The organism is Leisingera sp. G5_S3_59_S7 (assembly GCF_054968485.1).
This window is the reverse complement of the sequence record NZ_JBQKUH010000035.1, coordinates 17,821-32,557: the sequence shown is the minus strand read 5'-3', so window position 1 is coordinate 32,557 and position 14,737 is coordinate 17,821. Positions and strand designations below refer to the sequence as shown.

The 14,737-nt window shown below is 65.0% G+C and carries 14 protein-coding genes; 10 read left to right on the top strand and 4 right to left on the bottom strand.

The window, feature by feature from the left end; translation table 11 throughout:
- The first annotated feature begins 77 nt into the window (after nucleotides 1–77).
- From mgtE to ACTRWG_RS15270, 5 genes are all read left to right on the top strand, one after another.
- Nucleotides 78–1,466, top strand: a complete 1,389-nt coding sequence (gene mgtE, locus ACTRWG_RS15290) for a magnesium transporter (RefSeq protein WP_027238187.1) — start codon at nucleotides 78–80, stop codon at nucleotides 1,464–1,466.
- Between the two features lie 9 nt (nucleotides 1,467–1,475).
- On the top strand, nucleotides 1,476–2,039 hold the full coding sequence (locus ACTRWG_RS15285) for a 5-formyltetrahydrofolate cyclo-ligase (protein ID WP_027238186.1): 564 nt from the start codon (nucleotides 1,476–1,478) through the stop codon (nucleotides 2,037–2,039).
- 116 nt (nucleotides 2,040–2,155) lie between these two features.
- Nucleotides 2,156–2,968, top strand: a complete 813-nt coding sequence (locus tag ACTRWG_RS15280) for a TIGR00282 family metallophosphoesterase (protein ID WP_027238185.1) — start codon at nucleotides 2,156–2,158, stop codon at nucleotides 2,966–2,968.
- Between the two features lie 213 nt (nucleotides 2,969–3,181).
- On the top strand, nucleotides 3,182–4,960 hold the full coding sequence (locus ACTRWG_RS15275; RefSeq protein ID WP_027238184.1) for an SLC13 family permease: 1,779 nt from the start codon (nucleotides 3,182–3,184) through the stop codon (nucleotides 4,958–4,960).
- A gap of 80 nt (nucleotides 4,961–5,040) precedes the next feature.
- Nucleotides 5,041–5,205: a hypothetical protein gene (locus ACTRWG_RS15270; RefSeq protein WP_209320226.1), complete on the top strand. Its 165-nt coding sequence runs from the start codon at nucleotides 5,041–5,043 to the stop codon at nucleotides 5,203–5,205.
- Between the two features lie 43 nt (nucleotides 5,206–5,248).
- Here ACTRWG_RS15270 and ACTRWG_RS15265 read toward each other — a convergent pair whose 3' ends face one another.
- On the bottom strand, nucleotides 5,249–7,024 hold the full coding sequence (locus tag ACTRWG_RS15265; protein ID WP_027238183.1) for an SLC13 family permease: 1,776 nt from the start codon (nucleotides 7,022–7,024) through the stop codon (nucleotides 5,249–5,251).
- Between the two features lie 123 nt (nucleotides 7,025–7,147).
- Between ACTRWG_RS15265 and ACTRWG_RS15260 the strand changes: the two genes are divergently transcribed.
- A complete protein-coding gene (locus ACTRWG_RS15260; RefSeq protein WP_027238182.1) occupies nucleotides 7,148–7,888 on the top strand; it encodes a YebC/PmpR family DNA-binding transcriptional regulator in 741 nt (246 codons plus the stop codon).
- 156 nt (nucleotides 7,889–8,044) lie between these two features.
- On the opposite strand, the gene ACTRWG_RS15255 is transcribed toward ACTRWG_RS15260, so the two are convergent.
- The 3 genes from ACTRWG_RS15255 to ACTRWG_RS15245 form a co-directional block, all read right to left on the bottom strand.
- The gene (locus ACTRWG_RS15255; RefSeq protein WP_051357894.1) at nucleotides 8,045–9,046 is read right to left on the bottom strand and encodes a DUF1036 domain-containing protein; all 1,002 of its coding nucleotides are present in this window, start codon (nucleotides 9,044–9,046) and stop codon (nucleotides 8,045–8,047) included.
- 77 nt (nucleotides 9,047–9,123) lie between these two features.
- A complete protein-coding gene (locus tag ACTRWG_RS15250) occupies nucleotides 9,124–9,957 on the bottom strand; it encodes a COG3904 family protein (RefSeq protein ID WP_027238181.1) in 834 nt (277 codons plus the stop codon).
- A gap of 101 nt (nucleotides 9,958–10,058) precedes the next feature.
- Entirely contained in the window at nucleotides 10,059–10,943 is an 885-nt protein-coding gene (locus ACTRWG_RS15245; RefSeq protein WP_027238180.1) for a LysR family transcriptional regulator ArgP, read from the bottom strand.
- 90 nt (nucleotides 10,944–11,033) lie between these two features.
- Here ACTRWG_RS15245 and ACTRWG_RS15240 point away from each other — a divergent pair, with 90 nt between their 5' ends.
- The 4 genes from ACTRWG_RS15240 to ACTRWG_RS15225 all read left to right on the top strand — a co-directional run bounded on the left by ACTRWG_RS15240 (nucleotide 11,034) and on the right by ACTRWG_RS15225 (nucleotide 14,736).
- Nucleotides 11,034–11,636: a LysE/ArgO family amino acid transporter gene (locus ACTRWG_RS15240; RefSeq protein WP_462829546.1), complete on the top strand. Its 603-nt coding sequence runs from the start codon at nucleotides 11,034–11,036 to the stop codon at nucleotides 11,634–11,636.
- A gap of 84 nt (nucleotides 11,637–11,720) precedes the next feature.
- A complete protein-coding gene (locus ACTRWG_RS15235) occupies nucleotides 11,721–12,653 on the top strand; it encodes a pirin family protein (protein WP_027238178.1) in 933 nt (310 codons plus the stop codon).
- 94 nt (nucleotides 12,654–12,747) lie between these two features.
- Nucleotides 12,748–13,668, top strand: a complete 921-nt coding sequence (locus tag ACTRWG_RS15230; RefSeq protein WP_260031091.1) for a DMT family transporter — start codon at nucleotides 12,748–12,750, stop codon at nucleotides 13,666–13,668.
- A 66-nt stretch (nucleotides 13,669–13,734) separates the two neighbouring features.
- Nucleotides 13,735–14,736 carry a DUF1036 domain-containing protein gene (locus ACTRWG_RS15225; RefSeq protein ID WP_462829544.1) on the top strand — a complete coding sequence of 334 codons (1,002 nt, stop codon included), beginning with the start codon at nucleotides 13,735–13,737 and terminating at the stop codon, nucleotides 14,734–14,736.
- Nucleotide 14,737 lies beyond the last annotated feature (1 nt).

The window sequence follows — 14,737 nt, the reverse complement described above, 5'->3', positions numbered from 1 at the left end:
GCCATTGTCATTGTTTTCCGGTAGCGGCTTCTTCTATTTTGCAGGCAAATACTCACAAAATACTCCGGGGGCATCACATGAGCAGCGGCGACAACATCTCCGGCGACCTGTCTCAGGACGACGCCTATGACCTGGACCGCAAGCTGGTGGCCCAGATTCTGGAGGCGGTGGAGCAGGGCGACCAGCAGGCCCTGACTGAGCTGCTGGAAGGCCTGCACGCGGCTGACATCGCCGACCTTCTGGAACAGATCGAATCGGCGGAGCGGACCAGGCTGATCCGCCTCTATGACCGGGAATTCGACGGCGAAATCCTGTCGGAACTGGATGAAAGCATCCGCGAAGAGGTCATCGAAATCCTCAACCCGCTGGTCTTGGCCGATGCGGTGCGGGAGATGGAAAGCGACGATGTCGTCGATCTGCTTGAAGACCTGGAGGTGCCGCAGCAGGAAGCCATCCTGGATGCGCTTGAGGATGCCGACAGGGTCGCGGTCGAACAATCCCTGAGCTTCCCGGAAAACTCTGCCGGCCGTCTGATGCAGCGCGAGGTGGTGATGGCGCCCGAGCATTGGAATGTCGGGCAGGCCATTGATTTCATGCGCAACTCCGAGGACTTGCCGGAGCAGTTCTACCATGTGGTTCTGGTTGATCCGCGCCTCCATCCGGTTGGCAACGTCACCCTGGGCCGGATCATGGCCGCCAAGCGCGAAGTGCCGCTGACCGATCTGCTGGAGGAGACGTTTCAGGTCATTCCCGCCGATCAGGACGAGGAAGACGTGGCCTATGCATTTAATCAGTACCACCTGATCTCGGCCCCTGTGGTGGACGACGAGGGGCGGCTGGTCGGCGTGATCACCATCGACGATGCGATGATCGTGCTGGACGAGGAACACGAGGAGGACATTCTGCGCCTGGCTGGCGTCGGCGAGGAAAGCTCGCTCGCCGACCGGGTGATTGAGACCACCAAGCGCCGCTTTCCCTGGCTGGCGGTCAACCTGGTGACGGCAGTGCTGGCCTCGCTGGTCATCGCTCAATTCGAGGCGGCGATTGCCCAGATCGTGGCGCTGGCCGTGCTGATGCCGATTGTCGCCTCCATGGGCGGCAATGCGGGCACCCAGTCGCTGACGGTGGCGGTGCGCGCCATCGCCACCCGCGACCTCACAGGCTCCAACGTCTGGCGGGTGATCCGCCGCGAGGTTCTGGTGGGGCTGGTCAACGGTGTGATCTTTGCCATCGTGATGGGGCTGGTGGGCCTGGCCTGGTTTGGCTCGCCGATGCTGGGTGTGGTGATCGCCGTCGCTATGGTGGTCAATCTGGTCGTGGCGGGGCTGGCGGGCACCGTGATCCCGGTTCTATTGGAGAAGACCGGAATTGACCCGGCCCTGGCTTCCGGCGCCTTTGTAACCACGGTGACCGACGTGGTGGGCTTCTTCGCCTTCCTGGGCCTGGCCGCCGCCGTACTGCTGTAGGAGACCGCTATGACGGATCTGACCGAAATCAAGGCCGCCGCCCGCAAGGCCGCCTTTGCCCGCCGCAAGGAGGCGCATGCCCGCAACATTCCCGGCGCTGCGGGCCACCTGTCGGAGGTGCTGGCCGGCTACCGGGGCGTGCCGCTGTCAGGTTTCTTGCCAATCCGCACCGAGATTGACCCGGTGCCTGCCATGGCAGAGGCCGCAGCACACGGGCCCGTCGGCGTGCCGGTGATCATGGGCGCGGGCAAGCCGCTGAAGTTCAGCCGCTGGCAGCCCGACGGCCCGCTGCGTGACGGCCCGTTCGGCGCCATGGTGCCGGAGGTTGACGATTTCTTTGAACCGGAAATCCTGGTGGTGCCGCTGGTTGCCTTTGATGCCACTGGCGGGCGGCTGGGCTATGGCGGCGGCTTTTACGACCGCACGCTGGAACTGCTGCGCGGCAAGCGGGCGACGCTGGCGATCGGCTTTGCCTTTGACGCGCAAGAGGCCGAAGACCTGCCGCTGGAACCCACCGACCAGCCGCTCGACATGATCGTGACCGAAAGCCGCATTTTGCAGTTCAAACGCTGACGCCGGCCCCCGGCAGCCAGGATTTTTCTGAAAAATCTTGGCAAAACTTTTCAGAAAAGTTTTGCGCGCCCGCCGCGGGACTTGTCCTGGCGGGCGCATCCGCGTACCACGCCGCAATGCGAATTCTGTTTCTAGGCGATGTGATGGGCCGCGCCGGGCGCCGTGCCGTCACCGAAAATCTGCGGCGGCTGCGGCAGGAGTGGCGGCTCGATTTTGTCGTGGTGAACGGCGAAAACGCCTCCAACGGCATGGGGCTGAGCGGCGAGCACGCCAAGCTGCTGCTGGACGCCGGCGTCGACTGCCTGACACTGGGCGATCATGCCTTCGACCAGAAGGACATGCTGCAGTTCATCGAGAAGGAACAGCGCATCATCCGGCCGCTGAACTTTGCCAAGGGCGCGCCGGGCCGCGGCTTCCGGCTGTTCAATGCGCCGGGCGGGCGCAAGGTGCTGGTGGTGCAGGTGCTGGGGCAGGTGTTCATGAAACGCGCCTTTGACGACCCCTTCGGCGCGGTGGAGGCTGTGCTGAAAGCGCATCCGCGCGGCGGGCTGGCGCAGGCGGTCATTGTCGACATGCATTGCGAGGCGACCTCAGAGAAGATGGCAATGGGCCATTTCTGCAACGGCCGCGCGTCGCTGGTTGCAGGCACCCATACCCATGTGCCGACCGCCGATGCGCAGATCCTGTCCGAAGGCACCGGCTATCTGACCGACGCGGGCATGTGCGGCGATTACAACTCGGTCATTGGCATGGACAAGGCCGAACCGATGCGCCGCTTCCTGACCGGCATGCCGAAAACGCGCTTTACCCCGGCAAACGGCGAAGCGACCCTGTCCGGCGTGTTTGTGGAAACCGACGACCGCACCGGCGCTGCGAAACAGATTCGGATGGTGCGCAATGGCGGGCTGCTGCAGGAATCGGCGCTCTGACCGGCGGCCGCATGTCCTCTTGCGCTGCCTGAGGCGGAAAGTTCGGCCGGAATGGCAGCGAATTGCTGCCAATTTTCCTGATTGGCACCGGATCAGCCCCAGCGGGTGCGGTAATTCTTGCCCCGCCAAAAAGTTTCAGGGAAACTGCGCGATGGCACAGCGCTGTCCCGCGCGCTAAACCCGCCTTAATCAATATGGGCATAGTCACGGCACATGCAGTTTTTCCAACTTGGTGACACCGGCAGCGCGGTCCTGGCGCTTGCAATTGTCCTGGCCATGTTCTTGGCGTTCCTGCGGGAAACCTACCCGACAGAGGTTGTGGCGCTGACCGGCGTGGCGGCGATGCTGGCCACCGGCATTCTCCCCTACAGCGAGGCGCTGCCGGTGCTGGCAAACCCGGCGCCCTGGACCATTGCGGCGATGTTTATCATCATGGGCGCCCTGGTGCGGACAGGCGCCCTCGACGCCTTCACCCAGATTGCCAAGAAGCAGGCGGAGGTGAACCCCAGGCTCGCCGTGGCCTTGCTGATGGCCTTTGTGGTGTCCGCCTCGGCCGTGGTGTCCAATACGCCGGTGGTGGTGGTGATGATCCCGGTGTTCATCCAGATCGCACGGACGTTGAAGGTTTCGGCCTCCAAGATGCTGATCCCGCTGAGTTATGCCGCAATCCTGGGCGGGACGCTGACCCTGATCGGCACCTCGACCAACCTTCTGGTGGATGGTGTTGCCCGGGCGCAGGGCTTGAAACCCTTCACCATCTTCGAGGTCACCCCGCTGGGGCTGATCCTGATCGTCTACGGCATGGTCTACCTGCGCTTCATCGCGCCGCGGCTGCTGCCGGAACGCGACAGCATGGCGGCGATGCTGAGCGACAAGTCGAAAATGAAGTTCTTCACCGAGGCGGTAATCCCGCCGGAAAGCAACCTGATCGGCCGCGAAGTCACCGGCGTGCAGTTGTTCAAGCGCCCGGGCGTGCGGCTGATCGACGTGATCCGCGGCGACGATTCCTTGCGCCGCAACCTCAAAGGCGTCGAGCTGCAGGTCGGCGACCGCGTTGTTTTGCGCACAAGGATGACCGAACTTTTGAGCCTGCAAAGCAACAAGGAGCTGAAGCGGGTCGATCAGGTCTCCGCGGTGGAGACCCATACCGTCGAAGTGCTGATCACCCCCGGCTGCCGCATGGTGGGACGTTCGCTTGGCGCCATGCGTCTGCGCCGCCGCTATGGTGTATATACGCTGGCGGTGCACCGGCGGAACCAGAATATCGGCGTGCAGCTTGATGATCTGGTGGTGCGGATCGGCGACACGCTGCTGCTGGAGGGCGCCCCCGCCGACATCCAGCGTCTGGCGGCCGACATGGACCTGGCCGATGTCTCGCAGCCGACCCAGCGCGCTTACCGCCGCAGCCATGCGCCGATTGCGGTTGTGGCGCTGTTCGGCATCGTTGTGCTGGCGGCCTTTGGCGTAGCGCCGATCCTGATGCTGTCGGTGATGTCGGTATCACTGGTTTTTGTGACCCGCTGCATCGACGCGGATGAGGCGTTTTCCTTTGTGGACGGCCGGCTTCTGGCACTGATTTTCTCTATGCTGGCGATTGGTGCGGCGCTGGAAAGCTCCGGTGCTGTCAGCCTGATCGTCAACGCCATTGCGCCAGCCCTGTCGATGCTGCCGCCGTTCCTGCTGGTCTGGGCGGTTTACCTGCTCACGTCGGTGCTGACGGAGCTGGTCTCCAACAATGCTGTCGCGGTGGTCGTCACCCCGATCGCCATTGGACTGGCGCAGGCCATGGGCGTGGATCCGCGGCCGCTGGTGGTGGCGGTGATGGTGGCGGCCTCGGCCTCCTTTGCCACCCCGATCGGCTATCAGACCAATACGCTGGTCTACGGCCCCGGCGGCTACAAGTTCACCGATTTCCTGCGCGTCGGCATCCCGCTGAACCTGACTGTCGGCATGCTGGCTTCGCTGATCATTCCCTTCATGTGGCCGCTCTGATCAGCGCAAAAGGGACTGAAAGCGGCGGACACCCGCCGGACGTGCAGGTCTTTACGGGAAATTAGCGGCGCCCACCCCATATGGAACAGAGTAAGAGTCCAAAGGGGGTAAAGATGGAGACGAGGAGAATATTTCTGTTTGTTGTGCTGGCTGGTTCGACGGCCATCGCGCTGGCGTCGCAGGTTTGGGCGCCCGATGCCGGTCAGGCGGTTCTGGCTGCATCGCAGGCCGCAAAACCCTTCTGACGGGCTCTGGCCGACCTTCTGAGCAAACGTTCTCCGCCGCCGGCTACAGCGGCCAGAAGACCAGAATGGCCGGGATCGACACCGCGATGACCAGCACCTCCAGCGGCAGGCCCATGCGCCAGTAATCGCCAAAGCGATAGCCGCCAGGCCCCAGCACCAGCGTGTTGTTCTTGTGCCCGATGGGGGTCAGGAACGCCGCGGACGCCGCAACCGCTACCGCCATCAGGAACGGATCCGGAGAGACCCCCAGGGTGTTTGCCATCTCGATCGCCACAGGGGCCGCGACAATCGCCGTGGCGGTGTTGTTCAGCACATCCGACAGCGTCATGGTGACCACCATCAGCACCGCCAGCACCGCCCAGGCCGGCAGCCCCGCCGTCAGCCCGTTCAGCGCATTGGCAATCAGCGCGGTGCCGCCAGAGGAATCCAGCGCCGCCCCCAGCGGGATCATCGAGCCGAGCAAAACCACCACCGGCCACTCAACATGGTCATAGATCTCTGCCACCGGCAGGATCTTCAGCAGCACATAGCCCACAGCGACCAAACCCAGCGCAACCGGCAGATACAGCAGCCCAACCGAGGCCGCGACCACTGCCGCGGCAAACAGCCCGATCGCGGCCCAGGTCTTGTCATTGGCAGTCACCGACAGGCCGCGCGCGGCCAGCGGCAGGCAGCCCAGCCAATCAGCGACATCGGCGCTGCGCCCGCGCGGACACAAAAGCAGCAGGATATCCCCCGCCTCGATCTTGGTCTGGCGGATGTGGTGAGTGATCCGGCGGCCTTGGCGGGCAATCCCCAGCAGCACTGCGCTTTGCCGCCAGGACAGCCCGATGGCCTGGGCGCTGCGGCCGCGGATGCGCGCGGTCTCGGGCACTACCAGCTCCAGCAGCTCCAGCCCTTCACCCGCCGCGGTCAGCTTCTCCTGACGGGCGGCATCTGCAAAATCCAGCTTCAGCGCGCTGCGGAATTCATCCAGCGCTTCCGGCTCGGCCTCTATCACCAGCGCGTCGCCCTCCCGCAGAATGGCAGCGACAGAGCGCCCGTAGCGCCGCTTGCCGTCCCGGATCAGCCCGAGAATGGCGACATCCGCCTTCTCAGCCTCTTCTTCCAGCTCCCCCAGCCGCTTGCCGATGAGATCGGACTCCTCGCCCACCGTCAGCTCGGCGATATAAGGCGCCAGCTGCGCCTCCGAGGCGCCGGCCGCGTTCTCCCGCGCCGGGATCAGCCGCCAGCCGATCAGCGCCACAAATGCCAAGCCCGCCAGCGCCGCCGCACCGCCCACCGGGGCAAAATCGAACATCCGGAACGGCTCGCCCAGGGTTTCCTCGCGGATCGCAGCGATTATGATGTTGGGTGGGGTGCCGATCAGTGTCGCCATGCCGCCCAGGATGGTGGCAAAGGACAGGGGCATCAGGCTCAGCCCCGGGGCGCGGCCCGCCTTGCGGGCAGTCTGAATATCCACCGGCATCAGCAGCGCCAGCGCTGCCACATTGTTCATAAAGGCCGACAGCACAGCGCCGACCCCGCCCATCAGCGCGATGTGGGCGCCCAGGCCGCGGGCGCTGTCCACCAGCGTCCGGGTGATCAAGAACACCGCGCCCGACCGCACCAGCCCGGCCGAGACGATCAGCACCAGCGCCACCACCAGCGTTGCCGGGTGCCCGAAACCGGCAAACGCCTCGCCCGCGGGCACCACCCCCAGCACCACGCCTGCCATCAGCGCGGCAAAGGCCACCAGGTCGTATCGCCAGCGCCCCCACAGAAGCAGGCCAAAGACGGCGGCAAAAAGGGCAAATAAAACACTTTGATCGAATGTCATACCGCCACCTTAGCCGCTCAAAACCGCGGAACAAGGACCAAGACTGGGCGGCAGCGCTTGAAAGCGGGCCGCGCCCAAGGCTATATGAGCGCCAATTCAGATATTCAGCAGCAAGGATGCACCATGGCAGGCCATTCAAAATGGGCTAACATTCAGCACCGCAAGGGCCGTCAGGACGCGGCGCGGTCAAAACTGTTTTCCAAGCTGGCCAAGGAGATCACCGTGGCCGCCAAAATGGGCGACCCTGATCCCGACAAGAACCCGCGCCTGCGCCTGGCCGTGAAGGAAGCCAAAAGCCAGTCCGTCCCCAAGGACGTGATTGAGCGCGCGATCAAGAAGGCCGTTGGCGGCGACGCCGAAAACTACGACGAAATCCGCTATGAGGGCTATGGCCCCAATGGCGTTGCGGTGATCGTCGAGGCGATGACCGACAACAAGAACCGCACCGCCTCCAACGTGCGCTCCACCTTCTCCAAGAACGGCGGCAACCTGGGCGAAACCGGGTCCGTGGGCTTCATGTTCGACCGCAAGGGCGAAGTGACCTATCCGGCCTCTGTCGGCGATGCCGACACCGTGATGATGGCAGCCATCGAAGCCGGGGCCGAGGATGTCGAAAGCTCCGAGGACGGCCACATCATCTATTGCGCCGACACTGATCTGAACGATGTTTCCAACGCTCTGGAAGCGGAGCTGGGCGAATCCGAGTCGACCAAGCTGGTCTGGAAGCCGACCACCACCACCGAGCTGGACCTGGAAGGCATGCAGAAGCTGATGAAGCTGGTCGATGCGCTGGAGGACGACGACGACGTGCAGCGCGTCACCACCAACTTCGAAGCCACCGACGAGGTCATGGCGCAGCTCTGACCCGCCCCGGACCGGACATGCAAAGGCCCGCCTTCCGGCGGGCCTTTTTCTTTGCTGATGATACCTCTCTGGGCCGCTGCGGCCTCTCGGCTGCATCTTTCGGGGCCCTGACACCCCGGACAGAGGCCGAAGTCCGGGAGGCAGCGCCCCTGTGCCTCAATCCAATTTGCGGTACTGCAGGAGATTGCCGCGCGGCAGGAACATCAGCGTCAGTTCCAGATGGTCGACGTAGTCGATGACATAACAGTATTCTTCGCCGGTTTCCTCCTCCCGGGCATAAAGATACGGTCCGCTGCCGTCAAAGTCCTGGCACCATCCGGACACCGACAGATACTCCCGTCCGGCATAGGCGCCGTCATAGGTATTGTCCCGCTCAGCCCCCAGCACGGTGAACTGCGCGTTGGGATCGTCCACTGAATACCAATGTCCCTGCAGCTTGTTCAAAAGCCCGTCATGCTCCGTCCACGGCCGCACGGCCGCATCCCGCAGCACAACATCCGCAGTCCGGTCGTACACGGCCTCCAGATCACCTTCGACGGTCAGCGGTGTTCCGGGATCCAGCGCCTCCATCGCGGCAAAGACAAACTGCGGTGTGCGCCCGTCGTCATAGACAAAGAACTTGGTGCCGCCGGCATGAAAACTGCAGGCCCGCTGCCCGTCCGAATGGCAATCCTGCAAGATCACATTGTCCGTGTAAGGCTCGCCAAAGGTGCCCGGCGCGCTGCCTTGCGGCGCGGCCGGCGGCTGTTCGGCCGGTGCCCCTGCCGCGGCGTTCAAAGTCAGCGTGAAACGGGTCGCGGTCTCGCCGGTGTCGAGCTTGCGGAAACCCTGGGTTTCATAGCCGCGCGCGGCGCAGTTGCTGTCACCGTGAATTGTGAAGGCCTGCGAGGTGGTGCAAAAGCTGTACTCGCCGCTGGCAAACGCCGTGCCCCCGGCATTGGCCCGGTAATAGTAATAGCGTTTCTTCAAATCGCCGGTTACCGGCGTTTTGCACTCCCCTGCGGGAATGTTCCACCAGCCTTCTGAAATCCATTCTTCGCCGTTGGAATATCCGATGGCCAGGCTCAGGCTTTGGCCGGCATTGTTGCAGATTTCCAGTCCGGCCAGTGCCGGCGATGCTGCCAGCCCAATGGCCGCGGTCAGTATAATGCTCTTCATGCAATGTCCCCGGGATGACCGTAGGAGGCAAAGGCCGGTCCGGCAAGGAAAACCCGTTCCCGCGGCGGTCCGCCCGGTCAGTCGGTGATGACCCCGCCAGCCAGCAGTTCGCCGGCCTGAGGGATCCAGAGGCCGCTGAAGGGGACGTCAAAAATACTGCTTGCAAAGTCCGCACGCACGCCTTGCCCGACCAGGAAGGCGCGGTCCTTCTGCTGTTCCTTGCGGATGTCTATGTGCGGCAGCCCGCTGCTGGACTGCAGGGCATAGCTGTGGAACCCAAGCTGCCCTGCCGGTCCCAGGCTGCGGCGGCTGCCGGCTGCAAAGAGCAGCGTGCAGGCGGACGCGCACAGCCCGTCTGCGTAAGTGTTCCAGCCCTGATCCCGGATCACCCGGGCGGCGCCGCGGGCCTCTGCAATCAGCCCGCCGGGGCCAGCAAGCTCCATCTGCTCTATGTCCGGGTGGTCCTGGGCCAGTTGCCGCAGCCGCTTGGTCAGTCCATGGGTGATTTCGCCGTCAAAGATCAGCACCCGGCCATCGCCGGAGACCGCCAGGCTGTATTTGGCCTCGCGCTTCAGCCGCTGCTGTTCGGCATAGGCCGGCTCCGCCACCGTCCGGGCAATCAGCAGCGCGTCCCACCACAGGATCAGCGCGGCAAAGCCTGCAAACAGCAGCACCAGATAGCCGCCCCAGACCGGCATCATCGCCCCGGTGCTGCGCACATGCGCATCAGCGCTCAGCTGAAACGCCCGTGCCTGCCACAGCAGGAACAACCCGTCCGCCGCCATCAGCAAAAAAGCCAGCGGCACCGGCAGCCGGATCCATTGGTTCAGCGCCAGCCACCCCAGCACCAGACAGCCCCGCGGCAGCACGACCTGCAGCGCCAGGCTGCGCGGCAGGGGCAGGGCGGTCACCCGCCCGTTCCCGCAGCCGCCTTGGCACGGACAGCCCGCGGCTGCAGCACAGGCGGCGGTTTGCCTTCAATAATCATTGCGGCCCTTTCCGGCGCGGCGGGTCAGTCTTGCGTCAGGTACTGCCTAGCCGATTTCTGCACGGCGCGGGTGACTTCGGCAAGGGCAGGCGCCATCACCCGCGCCACCTGCCAGGTCAGCGGCACCGGCAGCGTGCTGTCCGGGATCAGCGGCACCAGCCGCCCGGTTCGGATATCCTGCGCCACCATCGCCAGCGGGTTCATGCCCCAGCCCAATCCGGCGGCGGCGGCGTCAATGAACGCCTGGGTCGAGGGCAGGAAATGCGCCGGTGGCGCCAGACCTGGCGCCACATTCCGCTCCAGCCACAGGCGCTGCAGATTGTCCTTTGCGTTGAAGATCATACAGGGCGCTTTTGCAGCGGCCTCGGGCGTCACCCCGTCCGCAAACCAGCGCGCCATGAACGCCGGGCTGGCGGTCGCCGCGTAATCCAGCGTGCCCAGCGGATAGGCCTCGAACCCGGTCACCGGCTTGGAACTGGCAGTCACCGCGGCAGAAACCTCGCCGCGTTTCAGCCACTCCGCGCTGTGGTCCTGGTCATCCACCAGCAGATCGAACAGCACCCCCTCCACCGCCGCCATCGCCCCTATGAACCAGCTGGCCAGGCTGTCGGCATTGACCGCAATCCGCAGCCGCACCGGGCCGTGACCCGCCTCCAGCGCCAGCTCGCGCGCCAGCTGCGCTTCCAAGAGGCCGATGTCCTCCGCGTGTTTGGCAATCCTGAGCCCCGCCGCGGTGCCGGTGCAGGGCGCGCCGCGCAGCACCAGCGCGGTGCCGGTCCGGTCCTCCAGCGCCTTGATCCGCTGGGATATGGCCGAGGGCGTCACCGCCAGCGCATGCGCCGCCGCTTCAAAGCTGCCAAGGCGCAGCACCGCGCTCAGCGCGGCCAGCTGGCTGGGATCCATATTCATTAGAAGCTCTAATCTAGCCTAAGTCTCTTTAACTGGATTAATGGCAGGGCGGGGGTTAGTCAAACTTCGTACGAATACGAGGAGACATCCATGCCCCCCAGCCTGATTGCCGGATTTGCCCTGGGCCTCAGCCTGATCATGGCGATTGGCGCCCAGAACGCCTTTGTCCTGCGCCAGGGTCTGCGGCGTCAGCATGTGTTCTGGATCTGCCTCACCTGCGCGGGCTCGGATGCGGTTCTGATCACCGCCGGCGTCTTCGGTTTCGGCTCCCTGGCACTGGCGGTGCCGTGGTTCGAACAGGCGATGCGGCTGGGCGGCGCCGCCTTTCTGATCTGGTACGGTGCCCGCGCCCTGCGCACCGCCTGGCAGGGCGGGGAAAAACTGGAAGCGGCGCAGGAGGGCGCAGGCGCCGCGCTGCTGCCGGTGCTGGCCACGGTGCTGGCGCTCACCTGGCTGAACCCGCATGTGTATCTGGACACCGTGGTGCTCCTCGGCTCAATCTCCGCCCAGTATCCGCAGCCGCTGGTCTTTGCTGCCGGCGCCACCATCGCCAGCTTCACCTTCTTCTTCACGCTGGGCTACGGCGCCAGCCTGCTGGCCCCGGTCTTTGCCCGCCCGCGCGCCTGGCAGGTGCTGGACGCCGTAGTCGGCCTGACGATGTGGGCAATTGCCGCCAAGCTTCTCTTGATGTGACGAACAGCGCCTGTGCGCGTCCCGCCCTAACGCCTGCACTGAAATGCACTACCTTGTCCCTGTAGCCACCGACAGGAGGGAAGGATGAGCTGGAACCCGGCACTGGAACCGCAATGCCCCGATGCGGGCGACCTCGACGCGATCGAAACGGTGATCATCCCGCGCGCCCGCGACATCGGCGGCTTCGAGGTCCGCCGCGCGCTGCCCGCGCCGCGCCGTCAGATGGTCGGGCCCTTTATCTTCTTCGACCAGGCGGGGCCTGCCGAGTTCCTGACCGGTCAGGGCATCGACGTCCGCCCGCACCCGCATATCGGCCTCGGCACCGTCACCTATCTGTACGAAGGCGAGTTCGAGCACCGCGATTCCCTAGGCACCCACCAGATGATCTATCCGGGCGAGGTGAACTGGATGGTGGCGGGCGAGGGCGTCACCCATTCCGAGCGCACCTCCGCCGCCACCCGCCAGGGCGCCAGCAGCCTGTTCGGCATTCAGACCTGGATCGCACTGCCCGAAAGCCACGAGGATGCGCCCGCAACCTTTGAACACCACGGCAAGGAGGCGCTGCCGCTGCTGGAGGGCGAGGGCAAGGCCGCCCGGCTGATCCTTGGCACTGCTTGGGGGGAGAAAGCGCCAGCTACGCTCTATTCCGACACCTTCTATGCCGATGTGGTTCTGCAGGCCGGGTCCAAGCTGCCCTTGCCCACCGATCACGAGGACCGGGGCATCTATGTCACCCAGGGCTCTGTCGAAATCGCAGGCGAAACCTTCGAGGCCGGCCGCATGATGGTGTTCCGCCCGGGCGATGAAATCACCGTGACCGCAGGCCCCGAGGGCGCCCGGCTGATGGCGCTGGGCGGCGAGACGCTGAACGGGCCGCGCTATATCTGGTGGAACTTCGTCGCCTCCTCCCGCGACCGGATCGAGGCCGCCAAGGACTCCTGGGCTGCCGGCGACTGGCAGCACGGGCGTTTTCAGCTGCCGCCCGGCGACGATCAGGAGTTCATCCCGCTGCCGTGACGCCGCAGCGTTTCCGGGGCGGAAAGCGGCCTGCCCAGAGATAATTCACATGTGAAGCCTTGTGCCGCCGCCCGAACGGGTGTTCTGTCACCTCATGAGCCAGACCGCAGACACCGCCCCAGCCCTCCATAACCCGCTCAAAGGCGTGTTCTGGATGGTGGTGACGGGCCTGTGCTTTGTCGCGGTGACAGCGCTGGTCAAATACCTGGGCACCCGCATCCCGCCCGCCGAAAGCGCTTTTCTGCGTTATCTCCTGGGGCTGGTTTTTCTGCTGCCGATGATCGGCGCCCTGCGCAAGGCGCGCCTGACCCCGCGGCTGTGGGGGCTTTATGCCGGCCGCGGCGTGGTGCACTCCGCCGGGGTGATGCTGTGGTTTTACGCGATGACCCAGATCCCGCTGGCCGAAGTCACGGCGATGAACTACCTGTCGCCGGTTTACGTCACCCTGGGCGCGGCGCTTTTCCTGGGTGAGAAGCTGGCGTTCCGCCGCATCTCAGCCATTGCCGTGGCGCTGATCGGCGCGCTGATCATCCTGCGCCCGGGCTTCCGCGAGGTTTCGCCCGGCCACATTGCCATGCTGTTCACCGCGGTGTCCTTTGGCGCCTCCTACCTGATTGCCAAATTCACCGTCGGCAGCAACAGCCCGGCGGTGGTGGTGGCGATGCTCTCGGTCTTTGTCACCTTGGGGCTGGCGCCCTTCGCCCTGGCCGTCTGGGTGACGCCCACCCTGGCAGAGGTCGCAATCCTGTTCGGCGTCGCCTGCTTTGCCACTGCGGGCCACTACACCATGACCCTGGCCTTTGCCGCCGCTCCGGTGACGGTGACCCAGCCAGTCACCTTTTTGCAGCTGGTCTGGGCCACCCTGCTGGGCGCCCTGGTGTTCGCCGAGCCGGTGGACATCTGGGTGGTCTCCGGCGGCGGGCTGATCCTGGCGGCAGTCAGTTTCATCTCCTGGCGTGAAGCCAGGATCAAAAAGAAAGCAGCTACACCTTCGGGTAACCCGGCTGGGCTTTGATCGTCTTATAGATGTTACATGCCCGGGGTAATCTCGCGCCCTTACAGATGTCAGCGGGGGCTGTGAATGGCGTTCTTCCTTTGGCTGCCCGCGCTGCTGCTGGCGGCCCTTACAGATCCGGCGGCCGCCAATGCCGGGACCAGTATCTGCAATGATACCGGTGCCCTGCATCAGCTTGCCGTGAGTGTCCGTACAGAGGGCAGCTGGGTCACTGAGGGCTGGCAGGCTCTGGCGCCCGGCGACTGCATCAATCCTTTGCCGGAGGGGCACCAGGGCCGGTTCTTCTACTTCCGCGCCGAAAGCCCGGGGTACCAGTTCCGCGACGACAGCATCCGCTTCTGCACCAAGTCAGGGCCGTTCCGCGCCGGTGGCGGTGATTGTGCAGCCCGCGGTTACCGCGAGCAGGCATTTGCCAGGGTCCGCACCGATGCGGACGGGCAGGAGATCCTGCTCAGCTCCCGCTCTCAGGCTGCCGCGGCGGCGGAGCACTCGGCCGCCGCCGCGGCAACGCCCTATGCGGCGGATGTGGTTTTCCAGGGCTGCAGCCGGAGCCAGCCAGGTGCAACAGTGGCCTGCCGCTTTGTCGGAGGCGGTATGGAGATCAGGGCCGCCAGCGGCGAAACGGCCGCCGCGCCGGTATTTGCCATGCTGATGGGGCTGCAGCGGGGGGCGCTGCTGGCGGTTGAGGGAGAGTTGACCAGTTTCTTCGGCTCTCACGGCGAGCTGGACCTGCACAGCGCTGCATTGCGCAGGCCCAACCGTCATGACCGGATTTTGCAGCAGATGCAGGGCAAATGGGTGTCAGCAGCAGACCCCGGCGACAGTTTCACGATTGCCGGCGCGGTCCGCCAGGTCAGCTACATGGGCAGCGCGATGCCGCCGGAATTCGTCTCGGTGCAGGACAGCTGCCGCGGTGCGGACGATGCCGGCGATTTCCTGATCGCCCGCGACAGCGAGCGCGGCACCAGCCTGTGCTACCGGATCCATTCCCTGAGCCCTGATGAGCTGACCCTGATCTACCTGCCGCGCGGCAACCGCCTGGTCTACCGGCGCCAGCCGGAGGGCTAGG

What these genes read in the sequence shown, in the direction of transcription:
- ACTRWG_RS15240 (WP_462829546.1), top strand. Translation starts at nt 11,034, where the DNA reads ATGCCCCCCAGCCTGATTGCCGGATTTGCCCTGGGCCTCAGCCTGATC.
- ACTRWG_RS15270 (WP_209320226.1), top strand. Translation starts at nt 5,041, where the DNA reads ATGGAACAGAGTAAGAGTCCAAAGGGGGTAAAGATGGAGACGAGGAGA.
- ACTRWG_RS15260 (WP_027238182.1), top strand. Translation starts at nt 7,148, where the DNA reads ATGGCAGGCCATTCAAAATGGGCTAACATTCAGCACCGCAAGGGCCGT.
- ACTRWG_RS15275 (WP_027238184.1), top strand. Translation starts at nt 3,182, where the DNA reads ATGCAGTTTTTCCAACTTGGTGACACCGGCAGCGCGGTCCTGGCGCTT.
- ACTRWG_RS15235 (WP_027238178.1), top strand. Translation starts at nt 11,721, where the DNA reads ATGAGCTGGAACCCGGCACTGGAACCGCAATGCCCCGATGCGGGCGAC.
- ACTRWG_RS15230 (WP_260031091.1), top strand. Translation starts at nt 12,748, where the DNA reads ATGAGCCAGACCGCAGACACCGCCCCAGCCCTCCATAACCCGCTCAAA.
- ACTRWG_RS15255 (WP_051357894.1), bottom strand. Translation starts at nt 9,046, where the DNA reads ATGAAGAGCATTATACTGACCGCGGCCATTGGGCTGGCAGCATCGCCG.
- ACTRWG_RS15265 (WP_027238183.1), bottom strand. Translation starts at nt 7,024, where the DNA reads ATGACATTCGATCAAAGTGTTTTATTTGCCCTTTTTGCCGCCGTCTTT.
- mgtE (WP_027238187.1), top strand. Translation starts at nt 78, where the DNA reads ATGAGCAGCGGCGACAACATCTCCGGCGACCTGTCTCAGGACGACGCC.
- ACTRWG_RS15225 (WP_462829544.1), top strand. Translation starts at nt 13,735, where the DNA reads ATGGCGTTCTTCCTTTGGCTGCCCGCGCTGCTGCTGGCGGCCCTTACA.
- ACTRWG_RS15285 (WP_027238186.1), top strand. Translation starts at nt 1,476, where the DNA reads ATGACGGATCTGACCGAAATCAAGGCCGCCGCCCGCAAGGCCGCCTTT.
- ACTRWG_RS15245 (WP_027238180.1), bottom strand. Translation starts at nt 10,943, where the DNA reads ATGAATATGGATCCCAGCCAGCTGGCCGCGCTGAGCGCGGTGCTGCGC.
- ACTRWG_RS15280 (WP_027238185.1), top strand. Translation starts at nt 2,156, where the DNA reads ATGCGAATTCTGTTTCTAGGCGATGTGATGGGCCGCGCCGGGCGCCGT.